This is a genomic window from Microbacterium sp. 1154, from assembly GCF_031455375.1.
Lineage (GTDB): Bacteria > Actinomycetota > Actinomycetes > Actinomycetales > Microbacteriaceae > Microbacterium.
Map to the genome: position 1 here is coordinate 1 of NZ_JAVDSN010000010.1, position 16,437 is coordinate 16,437.

General features: G+C 66.4%; 21 protein-coding genes and 1 pseudogene. 10 read left to right on the top strand and 12 right to left on the bottom strand.

Features of this window, described 5'->3' with window-relative positions; genetic code table 11:
- Positions 1 to 1,684, top strand: a 1,684-nt coding sequence (locus J2X55_RS17120) for a TraM recognition domain-containing protein (protein WP_309824910.1), incomplete at its 5' end; no start/stop codon positions are given.
- Positions 1,674 to 2,030 (top strand): DUF4913 domain-containing protein, encoded by a 357-nt coding sequence (locus J2X55_RS17125; protein ID WP_309824912.1) that lies wholly within the window; start codon positions 1,674 to 1,676, stop codon positions 2,028 to 2,030. The genes J2X55_RS17120 and J2X55_RS17125, both read left to right, overlap by 11 nt.
- Positions 2,031 to 3,062: 1,032 nt before the next feature.
- Here J2X55_RS17125 and J2X55_RS17130 read toward each other — a convergent pair.
- Entirely contained in the window at positions 3,063 to 3,590 is a 528-nt protein-coding gene (locus J2X55_RS17130; RefSeq protein ID WP_309824913.1) for a hypothetical protein, read from the bottom strand.
- Between the two features lie 601 nt (positions 3,591 to 4,191).
- Here J2X55_RS17130 and J2X55_RS17135 point away from each other — a divergent pair.
- From J2X55_RS17135 to J2X55_RS17145, 3 genes and pseudogenes are all read left to right on the top strand, one after another.
- On the top strand, positions 4,192 to 4,716 hold the full coding sequence (locus J2X55_RS17135; protein ID WP_309824915.1) for a sigma-70 family RNA polymerase sigma factor: 525 nt from the start codon (positions 4,192 to 4,194) through the stop codon (positions 4,714 to 4,716).
- The gene (locus J2X55_RS17140; protein WP_309824916.1) at positions 4,716 to 5,300 is read left to right on the top strand and encodes a hypothetical protein; all 585 of its coding nucleotides are present in this window, start codon (positions 4,716 to 4,718) and stop codon (positions 5,298 to 5,300) included. Before J2X55_RS17135 ends, J2X55_RS17140 begins: the two co-directional genes overlap by 1 nt.
- A gap of 24 nt (positions 5,301 to 5,324) precedes the next feature.
- Positions 5,325 to 5,648 (top strand): annotated as a pseudogene (locus tag J2X55_RS17145) (hypothetical protein); the annotation flags it as partial.
- Here the strand turns inward: J2X55_RS17145 and J2X55_RS17150 are convergent.
- The 5 genes from J2X55_RS17150 to J2X55_RS17170 form a co-directional block, all read right to left on the bottom strand.
- Positions 5,567 to 5,959 (bottom strand): hypothetical protein, encoded by a 393-nt coding sequence (locus J2X55_RS17150; RefSeq protein WP_309824919.1) that lies wholly within the window; start codon positions 5,957 to 5,959, stop codon positions 5,567 to 5,569. The pseudogene J2X55_RS17145 and the gene J2X55_RS17150 sit on opposite strands and share 82 nt — an antisense overlap.
- Before the next feature lie 14 nt (positions 5,960 to 5,973).
- Positions 5,974 to 6,423, bottom strand: coding sequence for a hypothetical protein (locus tag J2X55_RS17155; protein ID WP_309824921.1), 450 nt, complete (start codon positions 6,421 to 6,423; stop codon positions 5,974 to 5,976).
- Between the two features lie 182 nt (positions 6,424 to 6,605).
- On the bottom strand, positions 6,606 to 6,845 hold the full coding sequence (locus J2X55_RS17160) for a hypothetical protein (protein WP_309824923.1): 240 nt from the start codon (positions 6,843 to 6,845) through the stop codon (positions 6,606 to 6,608).
- A gap of 86 nt (positions 6,846 to 6,931) precedes the next feature.
- On the bottom strand, positions 6,932 to 7,273 hold the full coding sequence (locus tag J2X55_RS17165) for a hypothetical protein (RefSeq protein WP_309824926.1): 342 nt from the start codon (positions 7,271 to 7,273) through the stop codon (positions 6,932 to 6,934).
- A gap of 32 nt (positions 7,274 to 7,305) precedes the next feature.
- Positions 7,306 to 7,473, bottom strand: coding sequence for a hypothetical protein (locus tag J2X55_RS17170; RefSeq protein WP_309824927.1), 168 nt, complete (start codon positions 7,471 to 7,473; stop codon positions 7,306 to 7,308).
- A 192-nt stretch (positions 7,474 to 7,665) separates the two neighbouring features.
- On the opposite strand from J2X55_RS17170, the gene J2X55_RS17175 reads away from it, so the two are divergent.
- Complete coding sequence (locus J2X55_RS17175) at positions 7,666 to 8,148, top strand: MarR family transcriptional regulator (protein WP_309824929.1); 483 nt, start codon at positions 7,666 to 7,668, stop codon at positions 8,146 to 8,148.
- Here J2X55_RS17175 and J2X55_RS17180 read toward each other — a convergent pair whose 3' ends face one another.
- Complete coding sequence (locus J2X55_RS17180; protein ID WP_309824931.1) at positions 8,149 to 8,502, bottom strand: hypothetical protein; 354 nt, start codon at positions 8,500 to 8,502, stop codon at positions 8,149 to 8,151. It lies immediately after the preceding gene.
- Between the two features lie 210 nt (positions 8,503 to 8,712).
- Positions 8,713 to 12,039 (bottom strand): MobF family relaxase, encoded by a 3,327-nt coding sequence (mobF, locus tag J2X55_RS17185; RefSeq protein ID WP_309824932.1) that lies wholly within the window; start codon positions 12,037 to 12,039, stop codon positions 8,713 to 8,715.
- 150 nt (positions 12,040 to 12,189) lie between these two features.
- Here mobF and J2X55_RS17190 point away from each other — a divergent pair, with 150 nt between their 5' ends.
- The 4 genes from J2X55_RS17190 to J2X55_RS17205 are packed head-to-tail and all read left to right on the top strand — an operon-like array spanning position 12,190 to position 14,452.
- Positions 12,190 to 12,486, top strand: coding sequence for a hypothetical protein (locus tag J2X55_RS17190; RefSeq protein ID WP_309824934.1), 297 nt, complete (start codon positions 12,190 to 12,192; stop codon positions 12,484 to 12,486).
- The gene (locus J2X55_RS17195) at positions 12,467 to 12,967 is read left to right on the top strand and encodes a hypothetical protein (protein WP_309824936.1); all 501 of its coding nucleotides are present in this window, start codon (positions 12,467 to 12,469) and stop codon (positions 12,965 to 12,967) included. The genes J2X55_RS17190 and J2X55_RS17195 overlap by 20 nt, the downstream gene beginning before the upstream one ends.
- Positions 12,964 to 14,070, top strand: coding sequence for a M15 family metallopeptidase (locus tag J2X55_RS17200; protein ID WP_309824938.1), 1,107 nt, complete (start codon positions 12,964 to 12,966; stop codon positions 14,068 to 14,070). Before J2X55_RS17195 ends, J2X55_RS17200 begins: the two co-directional genes overlap by 4 nt.
- Positions 14,071 to 14,104: 34 nt before the next feature.
- Positions 14,105 to 14,452, top strand: a complete 348-nt coding sequence (locus tag J2X55_RS17205) for a hypothetical protein (protein ID WP_309824940.1) — start codon at positions 14,105 to 14,107, stop codon at positions 14,450 to 14,452.
- A gap of 8 nt (positions 14,453 to 14,460) precedes the next feature.
- Here the strand turns inward: J2X55_RS17205 and J2X55_RS17210 are convergent, their stop codons facing one another.
- Genes J2X55_RS17210 through J2X55_RS17225 form a run of 4 tightly spaced genes read right to left on the bottom strand, consistent with a single transcriptional unit; the run spans position 14,461 to position 16,202 of the window.
- On the bottom strand, positions 14,461 to 14,988 hold the full coding sequence (locus J2X55_RS17210; RefSeq protein WP_309824942.1) for a hypothetical protein: 528 nt from the start codon (positions 14,986 to 14,988) through the stop codon (positions 14,461 to 14,463).
- Positions 14,985 to 15,290, bottom strand: coding sequence for a hypothetical protein (locus tag J2X55_RS17215; protein ID WP_309824944.1), 306 nt, complete (start codon positions 15,288 to 15,290; stop codon positions 14,985 to 14,987). Before J2X55_RS17215 ends, J2X55_RS17210 begins: the two co-directional genes overlap by 4 nt.
- Positions 15,287 to 15,565, bottom strand: coding sequence for a hypothetical protein (locus J2X55_RS17220; RefSeq protein ID WP_309824946.1), 279 nt, complete (start codon positions 15,563 to 15,565; stop codon positions 15,287 to 15,289). The genes J2X55_RS17215 and J2X55_RS17220 overlap by 4 nt, the downstream gene beginning before the upstream one ends.
- Entirely contained in the window at positions 15,558 to 16,202 is a 645-nt protein-coding gene (locus tag J2X55_RS17225; protein ID WP_309824948.1) for a recombinase family protein, read from the bottom strand. The genes J2X55_RS17220 and J2X55_RS17225 overlap by 8 nt, the downstream gene beginning before the upstream one ends.
- Between the last annotated feature and the right edge of the window lie 235 nt (positions 16,203 to 16,437).

Here is a 16,437-nt window from a genome sequence, read left to right on the forward strand (position 1 = left end):
CGGCGCGGCCGTCATCCTCGTCTTCGCCGCGATCGCGGCCGCGATCGCCGCCGGCCTGGTGGCGGTGTGGTCGCTTGCGGCGTGGATGACCACCGGAGAGCCCCAGCTGGTGAACCCGGTGATGGCTCTCCTCGAGCAAGAACCGTGGACGAGCGCTCACACGACGTCGGCCCTGATCGTCGGCGTCGCGCTGGTCGCGCTCCTGGCCCTGATGATCGTGGTCGCGGTGCGCCGCGGCCGCGACCGCTCGCCCGCCGACCGTGCCGCGCCGTACATGGGCACGGGAAAGCAGATCGCGCCGCTGCTGCCGGCGGCGCTCCGCAAGCGTCACGCGCGGATGGGCATCCCCCGAGAGTTCGCGGGCGTGACGGTGGGGCACACCGTCTCCGGGCGTATCCCGGTACGGGCCTCGTACGAAGACACGGTGACGGTCATCGCCGGCCCCCGGCGCAACAAGTCCGTGTCGATCGTCACGCCGAACATCCTGTCGGCACCGGGGGCAATGGCGGTGACTTCGGTCAAGCCGGATCTGCTGAAAGACACCCTCGCGGCCCGCGCGGCCGTGGGTACGGTGTCGATCTTCGACCCGCAACGCCTCGCCGCGGCGTACACGGGGCATCACTGCTGGTGGAACCCGCTGCGCCACGTGGAGACGATCGAGGACGCCGGCAACCTCGCCGCCGTGCTCGCGGCCGCCACCTACGGCGACGAGAGCGACAAAGACCCGTTCTTCCCTCAGAACGGGCGCACACTGCTGTCGCGGTACCTCTTCGCGGCAACGGTCGCGGGGGAATACCTGCCGACCGTCTCGGCCTGGCTGTCGCGCGATGACGACCCGGCCCCGGTGAAGGCCCTCGAAGCCGCGGGATACGAGCACGTGGCGGCGGAAGTCGAGGCGGTGCAGCGCACCACGGAGCGCACGCGCTCGGGCATCTTCGCGTACGCGCGTGAGGCGATGAGCTTCCTCGCGTCAGAGTCGGTGCGGGAGTGGGTGCAGCCGTTCGGCGGGCACCCCGAGTTCGACCCGCGCGCGTTGGTGGCCTCGGCCTCCGACACGCTGTACCTGTTCAGCGAGGAAGGCCCCGGCTCCGCCGGCCCCCTCATTGCGGCGCTCACGCGCGCGGTGCTGTCCTCGGCGGAGGACGTCGCGAAGCACCAGCCCTCGGGACGGCTCCCCAAGCCGTTCCTGGCGATCCTCGACGAGGCCGGCAACATCTGCCGCATTCCCGATCTGCCCGACAAGTACACGACGTACGGGTCGCGCGGAATCATCCCCCTCACCATCCTGCAAACCCAAGAGCAGGGCGAGCAGGTGTGGGGCGTCACCGGTTTCGGCAAGCTGTGGGCCTCGTCGACGGTGCGCGTGTTCGGTGGCGGCAACGCCTCCAACACGTTCCTGCGTGACCTGTCGGAGCTGATCGGGGACTACCAGTACACCGAGCGCACGACGTCGACCCACAACGGGGGCCGCTCGCAGAACGTCACGCGGCCCTCCGAACGCATCATGGACGTCTCCGACCTGGGCGCGCTCTCGCTCGGCCGCATGGTCGTGTTCGCGTCGGGCTGCCGGCCGGCGCTTGTGCGCTCGATCCCGTGGTGGGAAGACAAGCAGCTGCGCACCCTGAACCAGAGCGCCGCGGCTACCGCTGCGGCCCGACAGAAAGAGAACGCTGATGCTCTCTGAGCGCCTCCCTCTGACGAGCGTTCCCGAGTCCGTGGCGGCGTTCGTCGACGACGTGCTCCCCACGCTCAGCAGCCTCGGCAGGCGCACCGTGTGGTGCGCCCAGTGGCGCGAGCACCCCGACGCCGTGACCCGCCTCGCGGCGATCGCGGACGTCTGGGGGGAAATGACCGGCGCCGAAAACGCCGATCTGCACACGTTCCTACGCGACGTGCTTGATCACCACATGCCGCGGCTGGTCGACCCCGAAAGTGGAGCATTCGCCATGTGCAGCCACGGCCACCAGACCTCCGAGCCGATCACGACCGTGAAACGCGGTCAGGGTGCGCCGTCTACCGCTCCGCGGTAGGTGCCTGATCCCGCGTCGGCTGTAGCGAGGGACCGTGCTCAAGCTCGGCGCCCAGAGCAACCGCCGAAAATTGCCGGTCTGAAGCAGTCAACTGGCCAGTGATCACGCACCACGCGACGCACCAAGCCGTGCTTGCGCGCAGTGATGTTTCGATGAGCCACCAGGGGCGAGGACGGGGCAGAGTTCTCCGGCTCCTGATAAGAGCCGAATGCGAGAGAACCGTTGGCGCCGACCGGCGGCGGAGACGTCCCTGTCGGTGATCACCCCTCATGACAGTCAATCTGACTTGACTGCGTGGGTCCCTTTTTCTGTGGAGCTGTCAACTTCGCTCGCATGGTTTGGGGTTTCCGCTCGACGTTTTTGTCGGGTGGGGCTACCAGCACGACGGGTTCAGTTCGATGCCATCCCACTCGCTAACAAGCTGTGCCTGATGGGACGGGCCGGAACACGGGCAAAAATAGCGGCACATCGAGGGGGTCTCGTCGTACTCGAAACTGGCGCATGACGCAGCGCCGCCGTTGCGTCGAGTCACCCATCTGAGAAAACGCCGTGGTGCGCTGAGCCGCAGTCCTACCGGTTCATGCCCGCATAGTTCGCACAAGCGAGACACGCGGTGCGCGACTTTCGTGTGGTCGCGAGCATTTGCGCGTACTTCTGCGACGACGCGCTCAAGGGACGGGTGTAGAAATAACACTCCGGTTCCCAGGAGGAAGCTGTCGGGCCGGATCACCAGAACGTATCGAACGTCGATATTCGGATCTTCACGAAGTATCCGTCTGACGGCATCGATGACGTGTTCCTCCATAGCTCCTCCTTCAAGGTGAAGTGGTCAAATCAGCGATCGCGCTCAGGCGGCTGTGGGTCCTTTTCCCGTTCAGACATAGCGGGGTGTCTGCTCCTCCTTGCGCGCGGATGCAAGCCCTGTTGCTCGTTCCTGCGAAGAGCCGCCTGCTAGGTGGCAGGCGGCCTCCGTGCTTTGCGGATGGGGGAGGGGCCGGAGGAGATTCCACCGGCCCCGGGGGAGTGCCGCGGTCAGGAGGCGGCGACGGTGATGTCGAAGGTGGTGCGGTGTCCGTCGGGTCCGGCGATCCAGCCCTTGGTCGCACCGGCCTTCTCGGCCGAGAACGCCGCGTTGAAGGAAGCACCGTCGTCGGTAGCACCGGTGGTGGCCGCCTCGAAGGTGACGATGGTGTTGTCGTCGGTGCCGCCGGCACCGGTGAAGGCGCCGCCGTTTTCTGCGTCCGTGACGATGATGAGCGACTGGCCGGGCGCCAGCGTCACGGGGCCTTTGGCGAGGTCGGCGGGGGTGACGAACAGCGGGGCGGGCTGGCCGTTGATGAAGATGCCCTCTTCGTTGTCGGGGGTGACATCCTCATCCTGGTTGGGCGAGGGGACACCGTCGATGAAGGTGTCGTCCTGAGGGGCGGGGACACCGTCGATGAAGGTGCTCTGATCCGGGTTGGGGGTCTCCTGGGCTGCGGCGTATGCGGCGGCGCCGGTGGTCATCAGGCCCACGGCGAGGATCGACGCGGTCACGGCGGTGAGGGTTCGAATGCGCATGAGCTGCACCTTTCAGTTGATTTCGCGGTCCCCGTTCCGGTGAACGAGTGGTGATCGCGGCTTGTACTGAGGGAATGACCGCGAGCCTCGCCTCCCTTTCACATCTGCGGAAATTTTTCTGGAGATGTGCTGAACCCGCCGAGCCCTGCCGGAGATGCTGCGGTCACTCAGCTCTGCGGATGGGCCTGGCAAGGCGGGCGGCGCCCGCAATGGTGAGCCCCGGGATGTAACACCGCAGGAGCGCGAGAGCGATGGCAGGGAGGCGGACAGCGTCCAAGTAGAAAATCCAGGTCCGGCACACCGTCAATGAACATGCTGGGCTCGGATGTCTCTGTATCGCGAGCGGCCGAGAAGCTGGTGCCCGCGATGACCGCCGAGCCGATGAGGACCGCAGCAGTTGCGGAAGCCAAGACGGTAAAGGTTCGAATGCGCATGAGGCGCACCTCTCTTCGGGTACCGCGCCTCGTTCAGGGCGAACGAGCGATGATCGCGGCGTGCGTCTCGTTATGGCCACCACGAAGGCCGGCCTTTCACTCGAGGAAAGATTTTCTGGATTGGCCTGCTTGCGAAAGGATTGGCCTCCACCGGCCATGATGAACGTGTGCAATCCCGCTCTCATCACTACGAGACGCTCGTCCGCCTGCACGGCGACGCCGTCCTCCGGTTTCTGCGACGGCGGACTGACCCCCACACCGCCGAAGACGTGTTCTCCGAGACGATGCTCGTGCTGTGGCGACGCTTCAATGACGTGCCTCGAGACGAGCCATTGCCATGGCTTTACGTCACCGCACGGAACTGTCTACGCACCGCCGAACGTTCGATGCGGCGCCAAGGGCGAGTTGTGGAAAAAATCACGACGGTCGACCCGCCGGGTGTCACCGTCGATGCCGGCCCCGAGGAGGATCCCCGCGCAGACTGTCTACGCAGCGCTTTGGCGCGCCTCTCACCGACGGATGCCGAGGTCCTTCGCCTTTGGGCCTGGGAAGAACTTGGACCAACGGAGGTTGCAACAGTGCTTGAGATCTCCGTCAATGCCGCCACAATCCGGCTCCACCGAGCTAAAAAGAAGCTCCGACAGGAAATGGACGCGCCCCGCCGACCCGACAACACGAAAGGAGGGAAGTGATGAACGACGACGACCTCAGAGCGTTGCTGCGCAAAGCAGACCCCAGTAACGGGCAGCAGCCCCTCGACGACGGACGCGTCCGGCGCATCGTTGCCGCCGCTGAGCGCGACAGCCTCAGCGTCCAGAGCGCACCTACCTCTCAGCGCGGTCGTCGACTATTCGCCGGCGTCTCGATCGGGGCAACTGCAACGGCAGCCGCGGGTCTCGTCATTGCCGGCCTCGTCGCCACCCCCGCCATCCAGGCCCCCGGCCCGGATGACACCTCCCAGACCTGCGCGCCAGTAAGCATTGACAGCCTCCGCGACTTTGACACCGCATACGAAGCGACCGCGACAGCCGTCCAAGGCGACAACGTGACCCTCGAGGTAACACGAATCTTCGCCGGGTCGCCCCCCAAGACTGTGACCGTGCCACAACCAGGGGACCCCACCACGGCGGACGGCGGCGACCTATTCGCGGTCGGTAAGACGTACCTCATCACGTCACAGGACGGTTACATCTCCCAATGCGACAGTGGGCTCGCGACGGGCGACCTACGACAGCTGTACTTCGACGCTTTCCACACACCGACAAACGGCGGCTAGAAGCTTCAGTCGCGACGGCTCGCCAACGCGGGCCGCTCCCAAATGGCCGCCGGCTACCTCCGCGCCCTCGCCGGCGACAGCATCGACGTCTACTCCGCCGGCAGCCAGCCTGGCAACACCGTCAACTCCGCCGCCGTCACCGTGATGGCCGAGGAGGGTATCGACCTCTCCACCGCGACACCGCAGATCCTCACGACGGATGCCGTGCGCCAAGCCGACGTCGTCATCACGATGTGCTGCGAGCTGAAAGCTCGGTGCGCGGCCGGTCAGCGCAACAGCGTCACCGGAAAATCGACCTGCACGTCGCGGCCGTCGACGTGCGAGAAAGCGGCGATTGTTCCAACTTGATCGAGACCCAAACTCGCATCGTTGAACGTCACCACGACGGCATCTGACGTCCACCGCACAGCGTCCGCACCGTAGTTCGAATGAGTGGCGCTGGCATTGTCGAAGATGTGCGCCGGGACGGTCTGAGAGAAGCGCACGCCCAAGCGCTTGCCGCCGTTCCCGGTGGGGTCGTAGTAGTACACCCCATAACCGGAGAACTCAGCCGCGCCGTTCGGAATGGGCTCGCCAAGGCCCCACGTCACGACGATCGAGTTCTCGGTGGTCTCGACAAGCACGGTATCGAGAAACCGCGGCACCCACCTATTGGTCATAGTGTCCCCAAGCCTCAGGACGGGATTCGTCCGGTGATCATTGCTGCCGCAACGTCGACCATGACGTCACGGCCCGCGTTCAAGAAACCGTCACGGACAGCCAGGAGCCGCTTCCGTCTCGGTGAGTCCACGGGCGAGCCGTCGGCCAAAACGTCGAGGGCGGCGATGAGACGCTCTGCAGCTACGTCGGAACTCGGCCATTGACCGACCGCCTCGAGCCCTCCGGGTCGGATACCCGTGACATAGTTGTCGCGGCCGTCGTAGGTGCTGGAATCTTCCACTGTTAGGTGCTTGTGGCCGAGATTGACCAGCGCCAGAACGACGTCGCGATGCGGTCGGCCGGTGGCCTCGGCTACCTCCGATGCCTGCACCATGTCGTTCTGCTCAAGCATTCGAGCAACAGTAACCAACACGGGATAGTCGCGAGTGGTCCAGACGTCATCAAGACGAGATGGTTGCTCCATGACGCGACCCTAACGGCTGATCTGCTCGGGCGTCCCATGCGGGAGGGCTTAAGCCCTGAAGTCGGGGATGTTGAGGGGTACCAGTTAGATGCCTCCCGCAGCCCCAAACGTCGCTTGGGATGTATACACGCCGATAGACACAGTTATGTCAAATTTGGAGTGCTGCCGCGGCAAAGATGTTGCTACTCGGCGGTCGTTGCTTCGGGTTTTGTTCTGGGTTCCGCTTCGGGTTCGTAGTGGCCCAGAGAGCGCTCCTGCAGGAATGCGCACAGCTCAGCAGCGACCTGCGGCATGACGACCAGACCGGTGTCTTGGCCGTTATGCCCGTCTTGAACAGCAACACGTACTTCTTCTCCGGCACCGCGGGCGTCGACGAATTCGGCGACCCAGTGCTCGAGTGTCTGCTTGCTGTGGAAAGGCATCGGGGGTGGTCCTTGAACGTGTCAGGTGGGGTGAGCGCGAAACGGCCCACCCCAACACAGGGTGGACCGTCGTGCGAGGGGTGTTATCAGGCGGCGGCTGCGAGCCTTACGCGGTGGGAGTCTTCCTGCTGCTGCCAGGTCGCCGCGTTGAGCATGAGTCCAGACGAGAGGGCGGCGTGATCGGCGAGCTCACGGAGGTAGCCGCCGGACAGGCGCTGCGAGTCGGGGGATGAGTACTGGAATCGCATCGCGATCGCCGGCTGGATCCACAGAGTGGTGCGGCTGTGCTGCGAGTCGGTGTCCGTCCAGGTGATGGTGAACGACTCGCCTCGACGCAGTTTGGTGGAGAGGACGACCTGCAGATACTGCAGCAGGCGATCGTCAATCTCGATCGGCTGCGGGTCGGAACCGTAGAAGAGCTTTCCCATGATGACTCCTGACTGGGAGAGGTGCGGGTGTTTTAGAAGAAGAGGGGAACGACGGCGCCGAGCGTCGCAGCGGAGACGACAACGGCCGCAGCGCTCACGCCGACATACAACCGGCGGGAAGCGACATCAGCGGGGGAGGGAACGAACGTCGCGCGACGTAAACGAGTGGGCTGACCCAAGGTGAATCCGTTGCTGGTCATGATGACCGTCCTTCCATGCCGCCTCGAGCTACTACCGCCCGGTGATGATCAACATAGCAGATAGTCAACACAATTAGGTAACTGTGTTGAGCGTCAGACGCGTTGAAGATCACGCTTGGCGAAGATCAGCTCCGGAAGTTTAGGAAGCTAGGTATAGTGGGGGGCGTCATACGAAACCTTGGGAGCGAGTTGATGAACGCAGAAACGGGTGAAACGTCCCCCCTGATGGCAGCGCTGGCGCTGTATAGCTGGGAACGAGACGAGGCAGCCGCTCGTGCGCGCAAGCAACTCGGCGTCAACGAGCTCGACGCGAAAGCCCTCGCCTATGTCGGGATGCACCCCGGCGTGCGCCCCTCGGAACTTGCGGGCCACCTTGGAGTGACCTCAGCGGGCATCACGACGATGGTCGAGCGTCTGGTGCGGCGTGGGATCCTGCGCCGCGAAGCCGACGAGGCAGACCGCCGCGTCAACCACATACACCTCGACATCGACCTCGAGAAAGAGCCGTGGTCGCAGCTGGCGCACTTCCAAAACACATTCCGCGCTGTCATACAGCAGCTTGACCCGAAAGTCGAAGAGGACTTCGCCGCGTTCATGCGACACGCCACTCTCGCCGCAAAAGAGCAGGCAGCCCGCGTAGACCGCGTCGCCATCACGGGCGCGTCAGCGGCGTAATTAATCCTGGGCGTCGGCCGCAAGTTGGGCCATGTGCTCGACAGACTTGTGCTGCAGGAAATCGCACAGGTCCGCCGCAGTCGTAATCTCACGGCACAGGTCATACACGGCCTCTGGGGATAGCTCCGTCACCTCAGGCTGCGCCTCGAACGTCACTCGCCAGTCCGGAACGCCGACGGCCATCGGAGCCAAATACACCGAGGTCGTGGCGTTGGCCAGGGGGAAGATCACCAGGCCGCTGTCGACGCCATCCACGGGCTCTTGGTCCGCAACAAACGCGTTACCGCCGCCGGCACTGCTGGCAGCGAACTCATCGAGCCACGCCTGCAACGTGTCTTTGCTACGAAACGGCATCTGCGAACCCCTGGCCTTTCCGGCGAACAGAACCCCGCCGGAAAAATCGTACGACAGCCTGGGTGCAGGCCACCAATGCAGCGTCGCGCGAACCGAACAAGCAAAGCCGATAGTAAATACTATGTCAGCGCGAGTCGAGGGGCGCTGTCAGCGAGCCCTCCCGCGGCCGCGATTGACCCACAATTGTGGAACGTGCTCAGGGCGCGCTGTCTACCGCTCCGCGGTAGGTGCCTGATCCCGCGTCGGCTGTAGCGAGGGACCGTGCTCATGGGCACGGTCCTTTCGCTTTGTAGCGTCGCCTTGCTGGGCGGCGTACACCCGGTCTTTCTTCGCCTCCTGCTCGGCGGTACCGGGACGCGGAGCGGTGGGCGCTGCGGCGGACGGGGCAGGGCTGGCCGTGAGACGCGCGTGACGAGCGATCGCCGCTTGCTCCTTCGCGCGGGCGGCGTCCAGGCCGGCGTGAGAGCCGGCGGCCGTCGCCGCACGCGCCCATGCGGCCCTCTGAGCCGCTGTGGGGGTCGCTGCGGGGGCCGCGCGGTGCCGCGCCTGGAATTGTGCCCTGGCGGCCTCAGCGTCGCGCTGAGCGGCGCTACGGCGGAACACCGACGCCGACTCCGCGGCCACCTCCGCCTGGGCCACAGCGGCGTAGTCGTTGGCCCACCGGCTCTCGCCCGTACTCACGGCCTCCGCGGCGAGATTTTCTTCGAGCGCGCGACGTGCCTCGGCGGCGTCCGCGGCCGCGGAAACAGCGGCCTCGACGGCTGCGGGGTATTCGTCGATAGGAATCTCGGGGTTCTTGTCCTGCCACCGCTGGCGGGTGGCCTCCCAGCCGCGGAGCTGCGCCTGGTACGTGCGTTCCTCGGCGGCGAGGCGCGCCGCGCGCAACTGCGGGTCGTGATCGAACTCGGGCAAGGTGATCCCCTCCACATCGCGCTGCGCTGCCTCACGGGCCGCGTCCGTGCCACGGTCGCCGGCCTCGCGGCCCATCGCCGCGGCGAACACGTCGCGGGCTTCGACGTGGCTCTCCGCCACGACGTGCAAAACGTTCTGCTCGCGGCCGCGGGTGGCGGCGACGTAGACGGCCTGGGCCGATGAGGCGTCGGTGATGACGCCATGGCCGTAGTCGACCGTGGCTCCCTGCACCCCGTATTCCGTCGACGCGTACGCCAGGTGCGTGTTCTGCTCCACGTACTCGCGCGGCAACCGCGCCTGCTTGGCTCCCTCGCTGACGCTCACGGACCCGTCTCGGTGCACCCGGTCGACGGTCCACGTGTCGCGGTTGGCCACGCCGAGCTCCGCGCTGTTGCGGCGGGTCATGAGCCGGTCACCCACCCGGAGGGTGAGCGCGTCACTGCCGGCGACCTCGACACCGGGGGTGCGGGTTCTGCCGGCGTCGGCGTGCGCGGCCTGGACGAGTGCGTTCAACTCGGCCGCCTGGTCGTTGGTGGCCACGGCCACCGCGACCGACGCTCCCGCGGCCGCGCGACGGGACACGTCGGCGGTGATCGCCTCCCACGCCTTCTCGGGCGTCTCGTGCACGACCAGGTTGCCGCGCTCCTGCAGCTGATCGAACAGGGCCCGCGGCTCGACACGATCACGCATCCGCAACGTGAGGTCGGCGTAGCCGGCTTCCCGGAACCGGTGCAGCTCGGTGAGGTCGAGGGGCCGCGGGTGGGCGGCGACGGCCATATCAAGCACTCCCCCGCGCCCGATCGCCGGCAGCTGCGCACGGTCCCCGATCATGGCCAGCGGGGCGGCGTTCTCGTTCGCGACCGTGACCAGCGCGTGCGCCAAGTCCTGATCGATCATGCCGGCCTCGTCGACGACGACGCGGGTGTCCGCGTCCACGCGGTACTCCGCGCTGGGCCCCTCGTAGATCGCGCCTGTAGCGGGGTCGACCTCGCCCACGGCGAGGCGCGTCCAGCGGCCGTCGTCGTCCCACCGGAAGCCGTGTTCGTGCACGAGCTTGTGCACGCTGGACGCTTGCGCGCCGATCGACGAGGCGGCCTCGTTCGCTGCTCGAAGGGTCGGGGCGAGCACCACGAAGCGGAGTCCTTCGGCCTGGCCAAGATCGCGCGCCGCGGCGAGCATCGTCGTCTTTCCCGAACCTGCGGCACCCTCGATCACGATCAGCGGTGCCCGAGTGGCGAGGGCCCGCGCCGCGGTCGACTGCTCCGCGTTGAGCCCCGCCAGAGCCGGGGCGTTGGTGTCGATGGTCAGACCGGATGCCATGGCCCGATCGGTGAGGCTCGCGCGCAACTCTTCCTCGACGCGCTGCACGCGTTCGCTGGTCAAGTGGCGTACCCATCCGGGCACCTGTCCGGGCACGTCCATGTGCAGCTGCGGCAGGTTCGCGGCAACCTGCGCCGCGACCGTTCGAGCGAACACGGTGACTTCCTCGGGCGTCGCGCGGACGGAGGTTTGCCCGACGAGAACACCGACGTGTCCTTCCAGGTCTGCGACCGACCACGCCGACGCTTTCGAGCCCGCGACCATTACGACGTGCTCAGCGATTGCGGTGCGGTCCAGCTGGTCGAGGGTGAGCGCTGCGGGGCGCGCGACAGGTGCGAACGCGTCGACCTGTAGGCCTTCCTCGCGTAGCTCGCGGACCCACTTCTGCTCGGCGTTCTCTGTCGCCTGCCGCTTACGCGGTCGCTCGAACGCCCATGCTTTCTGGTCCCATTCGCGAAGGGCTGTGGCGTCGGGTTCCTGCCCCGGGTGACCCGCGCGCCACTCGCGCTCGAAGCGTGCACGGTTGGCCTCGATCTGGTTGGCGCGCTTCGACATGACGCGTGCCTGTTGGTCCAGGTTGGTGACGCGGCCGGTGGCCGCGTCGAACGTGAAACCGGCGTCCGCGAGAGCGGCCTGTAGGCGCGCGTCGGAGTTGATGGTGGCCTCTCCGACGCCGCGCAATGCTCCCTGCTGCTTCAACGTGGCCGCCGTGTGCAGCCCGCGCCATTGGCCCTCCGCGAACACGCGCGTCCCCCACTGCATGTGCACGTGGCGGTGCGGATCGCCGGCACGGGATGACCGGTGCACGACGGCCACGGATTCGATCCGCTCCACCGGCACCAGGCGCTGCTCTCCGCGTGGTCCGACACGGGTCACGGAGTTCTGCGCCATGTACCGGTTCATGGCCTCTCCTGCGGCCGCCTGAGCGTCATCGAGAGCCGCGGACACAGCCGGGTCAAGCGCTGCGGCGACCGACAAGCTCTTGTCGCAGTTGATCGTCATCTCCACGAACCGCGGCGACGCGGGGTTGACGACAATCTCCCCGCTGCGGCTGATGCGCGTCTCTTCACGCGGCGTGCCGCGGAGCAGGCCGGATTTGGGGTCTTTCCAGTCCACCCACGCTTGATAGCTCGCGCCGTCGAGGGTGGCGGCGCTGGTCGCGACGCCCTGCCCGTCCCACGACGTCCACGCGGCGACGGACCCGGCATCAGCGAGGTAGTACTCGTCGGCGTGCGAGTGGTCCGATTCGAGGTAGGCGCGCGCGGCAGCGCCCGCCCCTCGGAAGAAAATCAGCCCGCCTCGCACCCCAGAGATTCTATGCGCAAAACGCGTAGCATACGTGCATCCGATCTTGAACGAAGTTCGTCAGAACGAGAGAAACGATCGGATGCACGTATCAACCGTCAGGTAGATCAGTGGTAGAGGTCATAACCTCGATTTCGTAGACTTGCTCTCATGACGTCCTCCATTCGTGATGCTGTGCTCTCTCAGGTCGAAGACAAGATCAGCGCGGGTGAAGACCTCGCCGCCGCGATCAAGCGTGAGGATGAGGCACGCGCCGCGCTCGATGAGGCGCACGCTGCCGTCGCCGCCGCACGTCGCACCGCGCTGGCCCGCGGGTGGGAGGAACGCGAGCTAAAGAAGCTCGGCCTGGCCACGACCACACGCCCCAGCCGTGGGCGTAAGGCGAAGCCCGCCGCACCCACGAACGCCGAGACGAGCGAGGGCCGTCATGAAGAAGACCACGCGTAACGTCGCCGCCCTCGCGCTCAGCGCCGGCATGGTCATCAGCCTCGCCGGGTGCGCGCTCTTCGGTGGTGAGCCGACCGGTTCGGACGTCGCCGCACCGTCGAGCACCGAGCAGCCCGCGCCCGGTCGGAGCGCACCGACCACGGCGAGCACTCCCCGCACGGATGCGGCGTCCGTCGCGGCCGTCGAAGCGATGACCGCCTACGTCCAACACCACGACGACGAAGCCACCTGGTGGAGCGGCCTGAGCCCCTACCTCTCCCCCGAAGCGAAGTTCCTTATCGAAGGAACTGACCCGGCGCAGATTCCGGCGACACGTATCACCGGGGACGCGATTGCCACACCCGCGTCGGCGTCATCAGTCAGCGTGCTCATCCCCACCGACGCCGGTCAATACCGCCTCGACATGACCACGCGCGGGGACGACGGCACCGCGGGTGTCTGGGTGGTGTCCGGCTTCACCGCGCCCGAAGGCACCCGATGAAAGGCGGCCTCGTTACCGGTGGCGCGATCGCCGGTGTGTTTACCCTCATCGTGGGCCTGGTGCTCGGGCTGACCATGAGCGCGAACGCGTGTGGTCCCAGCGTCGCCGCCAACGCCTCCGCCACCGCCGGCAGCGTCGCCGGCTACAGCGGCGACCAGCTGCAAAACGCGGCGACCATCATGAACGTCGCCACCCAGCGCAAGCTCCCCACGCAAGCTCAGGTCGTCGCCGTGACTACAGCCATTGGTGAGTCATCCCTTCACAACATCGGGTACGGCGATTGGGAGACGAGCGGGGTCACCAACCCTGACGGCTCCCCCACAACATCTATCGGACTGTTCCAGCAACAAGACTCCTGGGGCACGCGTGAGCAACGCCTGGACCCCGCCACCGCCGCCGGCCTGTTCTATGACCGACTCGTGGCCGTCCCCGGCTGGGAGACGATGACCGTCACCATCGCCGCGCACAAGGTCCAGCGCAACGCCAACCCCGACCACTACGCCAAGTACGAATCCGCCGCTCGAGAAATCATTACCGCCCTCACCGGCAGCGACCCCGGAACCCCCGCCGCGTCCTGCGCGGGCGGCGCATACCCTCCTGCAAACGGAAAAGAACCCGGCCCCTGGGGCGGATTCGAAAACGGTCGCATACCTACGAACCTCCTGACGCCGATCCCCTGGGCATCGAACTACACGCTCCGATCCGACGCGACAGCCGCGCTCATCGCCATGAACAGCGCATACCGGCAGACGTTCGGCCGTGACCTGTTCATCAACGACGGATACCGCGACTACGCCGGCCAAGTCGAAGCGCAACGCATCTACGGCGGCAACGCTGCAACGCCCGGTCAGTCGAACCACGGATGGGCCATGGCGATCGACATTGGCGAACCCGTCGGCGGTGCGGCAATCGGATACAACAGCGCCACGTACCTCTGGCTGACCCTGAACGCCGGCCGCTACGGTTGGGCGCATCCCGACTGGGCGCAACCGGGAGGGCGCGGACCGCATGAAGCGTGGCACTGGGAGTACTACGGCACAGCCCCCGCAGCGCCGGCCGCGCTCTCGTCGATGACCTCCACGCGCTGGGACCTGGCCGCGTGAACCCCTGCACCATCGAGCACTAAGGAGACAGACCATGAGCACCGAACACGGCGAGTTTTACCTGCGCGAGACGTGGGGAACCCGCCTCATGCACCTCGCCGCAGCTGCTTTCTCCGTGGCGGTGGCCGCGGTCGCGCTCGGGGTGACTTTGATTAGCGTGCTCCAAACGGTCCTGCTGCTCCGCGCAGAAGCTTCCGCTTGGCCCCTGTTCGGATACCTCGTATGCGCCGTCGTCGGAGGCGTGCTGACGGTCGTGTGGGCCCGGATTTTCTGGGATCGCTTCCGGGCCACGTTCCGTCGCATCGTGATCCGCTCGGCCGAGCCCACCGGGGCGGTGACCATCGGTGCTTCCTCGCTCTTCGATGCGGCGAACCGCTCGTAGGCGTTAGGTCAAAACAGGGTGGGGTGTTCGGGGTCGACGCCGCTGAGCACCCCGTGAATGGCCGCAGCATCCCACCCGCGTTCGAGCACCGCGGCGCGCAGCGCGCGAGAACGTCGGGCCCTCTCCGCTCGAGGTAGATCCCGAAAGCGCAGCGTGACGCTGGGGCGGGGCTGGCGGCCGCGACGGGCGCGGTCCTGCATATTGTCGGACGTATCCCCCGGGCGAAGGTGGGAGGCCTCCGGGTCGACGTCAGCGTGCACACACAGCGGCACATCGCACCGGTGCAGGATCAGGACGTCGGGTGTGAGCTCGCGCCCGGTGAGGGCGGTGTAGGCGTAGCGCTGGGGGCGGAGAATCTTCTGTTTCCCATCGACGCCGGCCGTCCAAAAGCGGCCGTAGCCGTCGTCCGCGATCGCGCCCGTCCATAGCCAGCAATCCCCCGCCGCCGGCCCTTTGAGCACGAAGCCCCAGAACCGCTCCGCCTCGGTCCGTGCGGTGGCGCGACGTCGACGAGGCGTCACCGGGTCGTCGTTCATGGCTGGCTGTCGCCCTCGCGCTGTCTCTTCTCGGCCTCACGGACGCTGTAGCGCAGCACAGCACCGGCAACGGCGAGGCCGGCCACCGCGACGAAGACGGCACCGGAGGGGAAATCTCCCGTGCCCACGCCGATACCGACAGCCCCGACGATGACGCCCATGCTCATGATGCCCACGGCCACGGAAAAAGCACGTGCGCGTCGCACATCGTCGTCGTTGCGCAGGGCACGGTAGAGCGCAACAATCCCGGCCAGGAGAACGACACAGCCGGCGACGGTGATTACCGTTCCAAGGGTGCTCACGTTGCTGCTCGCTTCGCCCGGGGGCGTCGCGGGGCTCTCTTGATGAGCCGAACGTTTCCGAGTTGGCTGTGTGAGGTGTGCACCTTCACGCCTGTCTTGGGGTCTTTCAAAATGACGGTGTGTGACAGCCCCCAGAACGTCACTTCATAGACGGTGTTGCCGAGTTGGACGAGATCGCCCTTCCCGAGGATCTTCTCATCGAAGATCCACCGCCAGCAGACGGCCGCCAGGGTGCGCCAATCACGGGAACGTCGGACCTCAGTTATCTCAGTCATGGGGTGTCTCCATCTCGTTCGATTGGAGCGTGTCTGCGGAAGGGGCGGCGGTTGCGTCCGGCGGTGATTGCCGGCGTCGATGACGCTCGGCCGCGCGGTACACGCTCGCCCGCGAGATTCGGAACGATTGGGCAATATCAGCGGGCGACTCGTCCCCCTCGTCGAGCATCCGCGCGATCGCCGCATCTGCCTTCGGGGAGATAGCCGGCTGACGGCCTTTCAGCTTGGCCCGCACCGCGGGCCGCGCCATGGCCTCCTGAGTGCGGAGACTGATCCACCCACCCTCAGCCTCCGCAATCGCGGCGAGGAAGGCCAGGAACAGCTTCGACCACGGGTCACGCGGGTCGTAGACCGTGTGCCCCATCTGGAAGATGACGCCGCGGTCGGTAAGTTCACGCACAAGGCGCAACGTCTCTTCGAGGTTGCGGGCAAACCGATCCATCTTCGGCACCACAAGGGTGTCCCCCTCGCGCACCGCGGCCATGGCCTGATGCAGCCCCGCTCGAGAGACGTTCTTGCCGGTAAAGCCAACGTCGGTGTAGATCCGCCCCGGGTCGACGCCGGCACTGATCAGAAACTCATGCTGGGCGTCGATGTCCTGCCCGGTGGTCGATACCCGCGAGTACCCGACCTTCATCCCTCGCTCCCGCGCTCGCAATCGTCAACCATGTCAACTCCTGTCCCATATAGGGAGCCATCAGTGAGCTTTACTACGTACACCCTATATGAGACATCTCAGCCGCGGAAGAGCAGGGAGCGCAGCTGCAGACGGGGAGTCTCGCGAGCCGATCCCCATTCGGACAGCTTCCCGACGGGGGTCGCATGACGTCGACTCGCCAATCTGCGGGATCTCGTCGAGTCTCAAGCTGCTC

Coding starts and splice junctions, on each gene's coding strand:
- J2X55_RS17125 (WP_309824912.1), top strand. CDS start 1,674: ATGCTCTCTGAGCGCCTCCCTCTGACGAGCGTTCCCGAGTCCGTGGCG.
- J2X55_RS17130 (WP_309824913.1), bottom strand. CDS start 3,590: ATGCGCATTCGAACCCTCACCGCCGTGACCGCGTCGATCCTCGCCGTG.
- J2X55_RS17140 (WP_309824916.1), top strand. CDS start 4,716: ATGAACGACGACGACCTCAGAGCGTTGCTGCGCAAAGCAGACCCCAGT.
- J2X55_RS17150 (WP_309824919.1), bottom strand. CDS start 5,959: ATGACCAATAGGTGGGTGCCGCGGTTTCTCGATACCGTGCTTGTCGAG.
- J2X55_RS17155 (WP_309824921.1), bottom strand. CDS start 6,423: ATGGAGCAACCATCTCGTCTTGATGACGTCTGGACCACTCGCGACTAT.
- J2X55_RS17160 (WP_309824923.1), bottom strand. CDS start 6,845: ATGCCTTTCCACAGCAAGCAGACACTCGAGCACTGGGTCGCCGAATTC.
- J2X55_RS17165 (WP_309824926.1), bottom strand. CDS start 7,273: ATGGGAAAGCTCTTCTACGGTTCCGACCCGCAGCCGATCGAGATTGAC.
- J2X55_RS17170 (WP_309824927.1), bottom strand. CDS start 7,473: ATGACCAGCAACGGATTCACCTTGGGTCAGCCCACTCGTTTACGTCGC.
- J2X55_RS17175 (WP_309824929.1), top strand. CDS start 7,666: ATGAACGCAGAAACGGGTGAAACGTCCCCCCTGATGGCAGCGCTGGCG.
- J2X55_RS17180 (WP_309824931.1), bottom strand. CDS start 8,502: ATGCCGTTTCGTAGCAAAGACACGTTGCAGGCGTGGCTCGATGAGTTC.
- J2X55_RS17190 (WP_309824934.1), top strand. CDS start 12,190: ATGACGTCCTCCATTCGTGATGCTGTGCTCTCTCAGGTCGAAGACAAG.
- J2X55_RS17195 (WP_309824936.1), top strand. CDS start 12,467: ATGAAGAAGACCACGCGTAACGTCGCCGCCCTCGCGCTCAGCGCCGGC.
- J2X55_RS17200 (WP_309824938.1), top strand. CDS start 12,964: ATGAAAGGCGGCCTCGTTACCGGTGGCGCGATCGCCGGTGTGTTTACC.
- J2X55_RS17205 (WP_309824940.1), top strand. CDS start 14,105: ATGAGCACCGAACACGGCGAGTTTTACCTGCGCGAGACGTGGGGAACC.
- J2X55_RS17210 (WP_309824942.1), bottom strand. CDS start 14,988: ATGAACGACGACCCGGTGACGCCTCGTCGACGTCGCGCCACCGCACGG.
- J2X55_RS17220 (WP_309824946.1), bottom strand. CDS start 15,565: ATGACTGAGATAACTGAGGTCCGACGTTCCCGTGATTGGCGCACCCTG.
- J2X55_RS17225 (WP_309824948.1), bottom strand. CDS start 16,202: ATGAAGGTCGGGTACTCGCGGGTATCGACCACCGGGCAGGACATCGAC.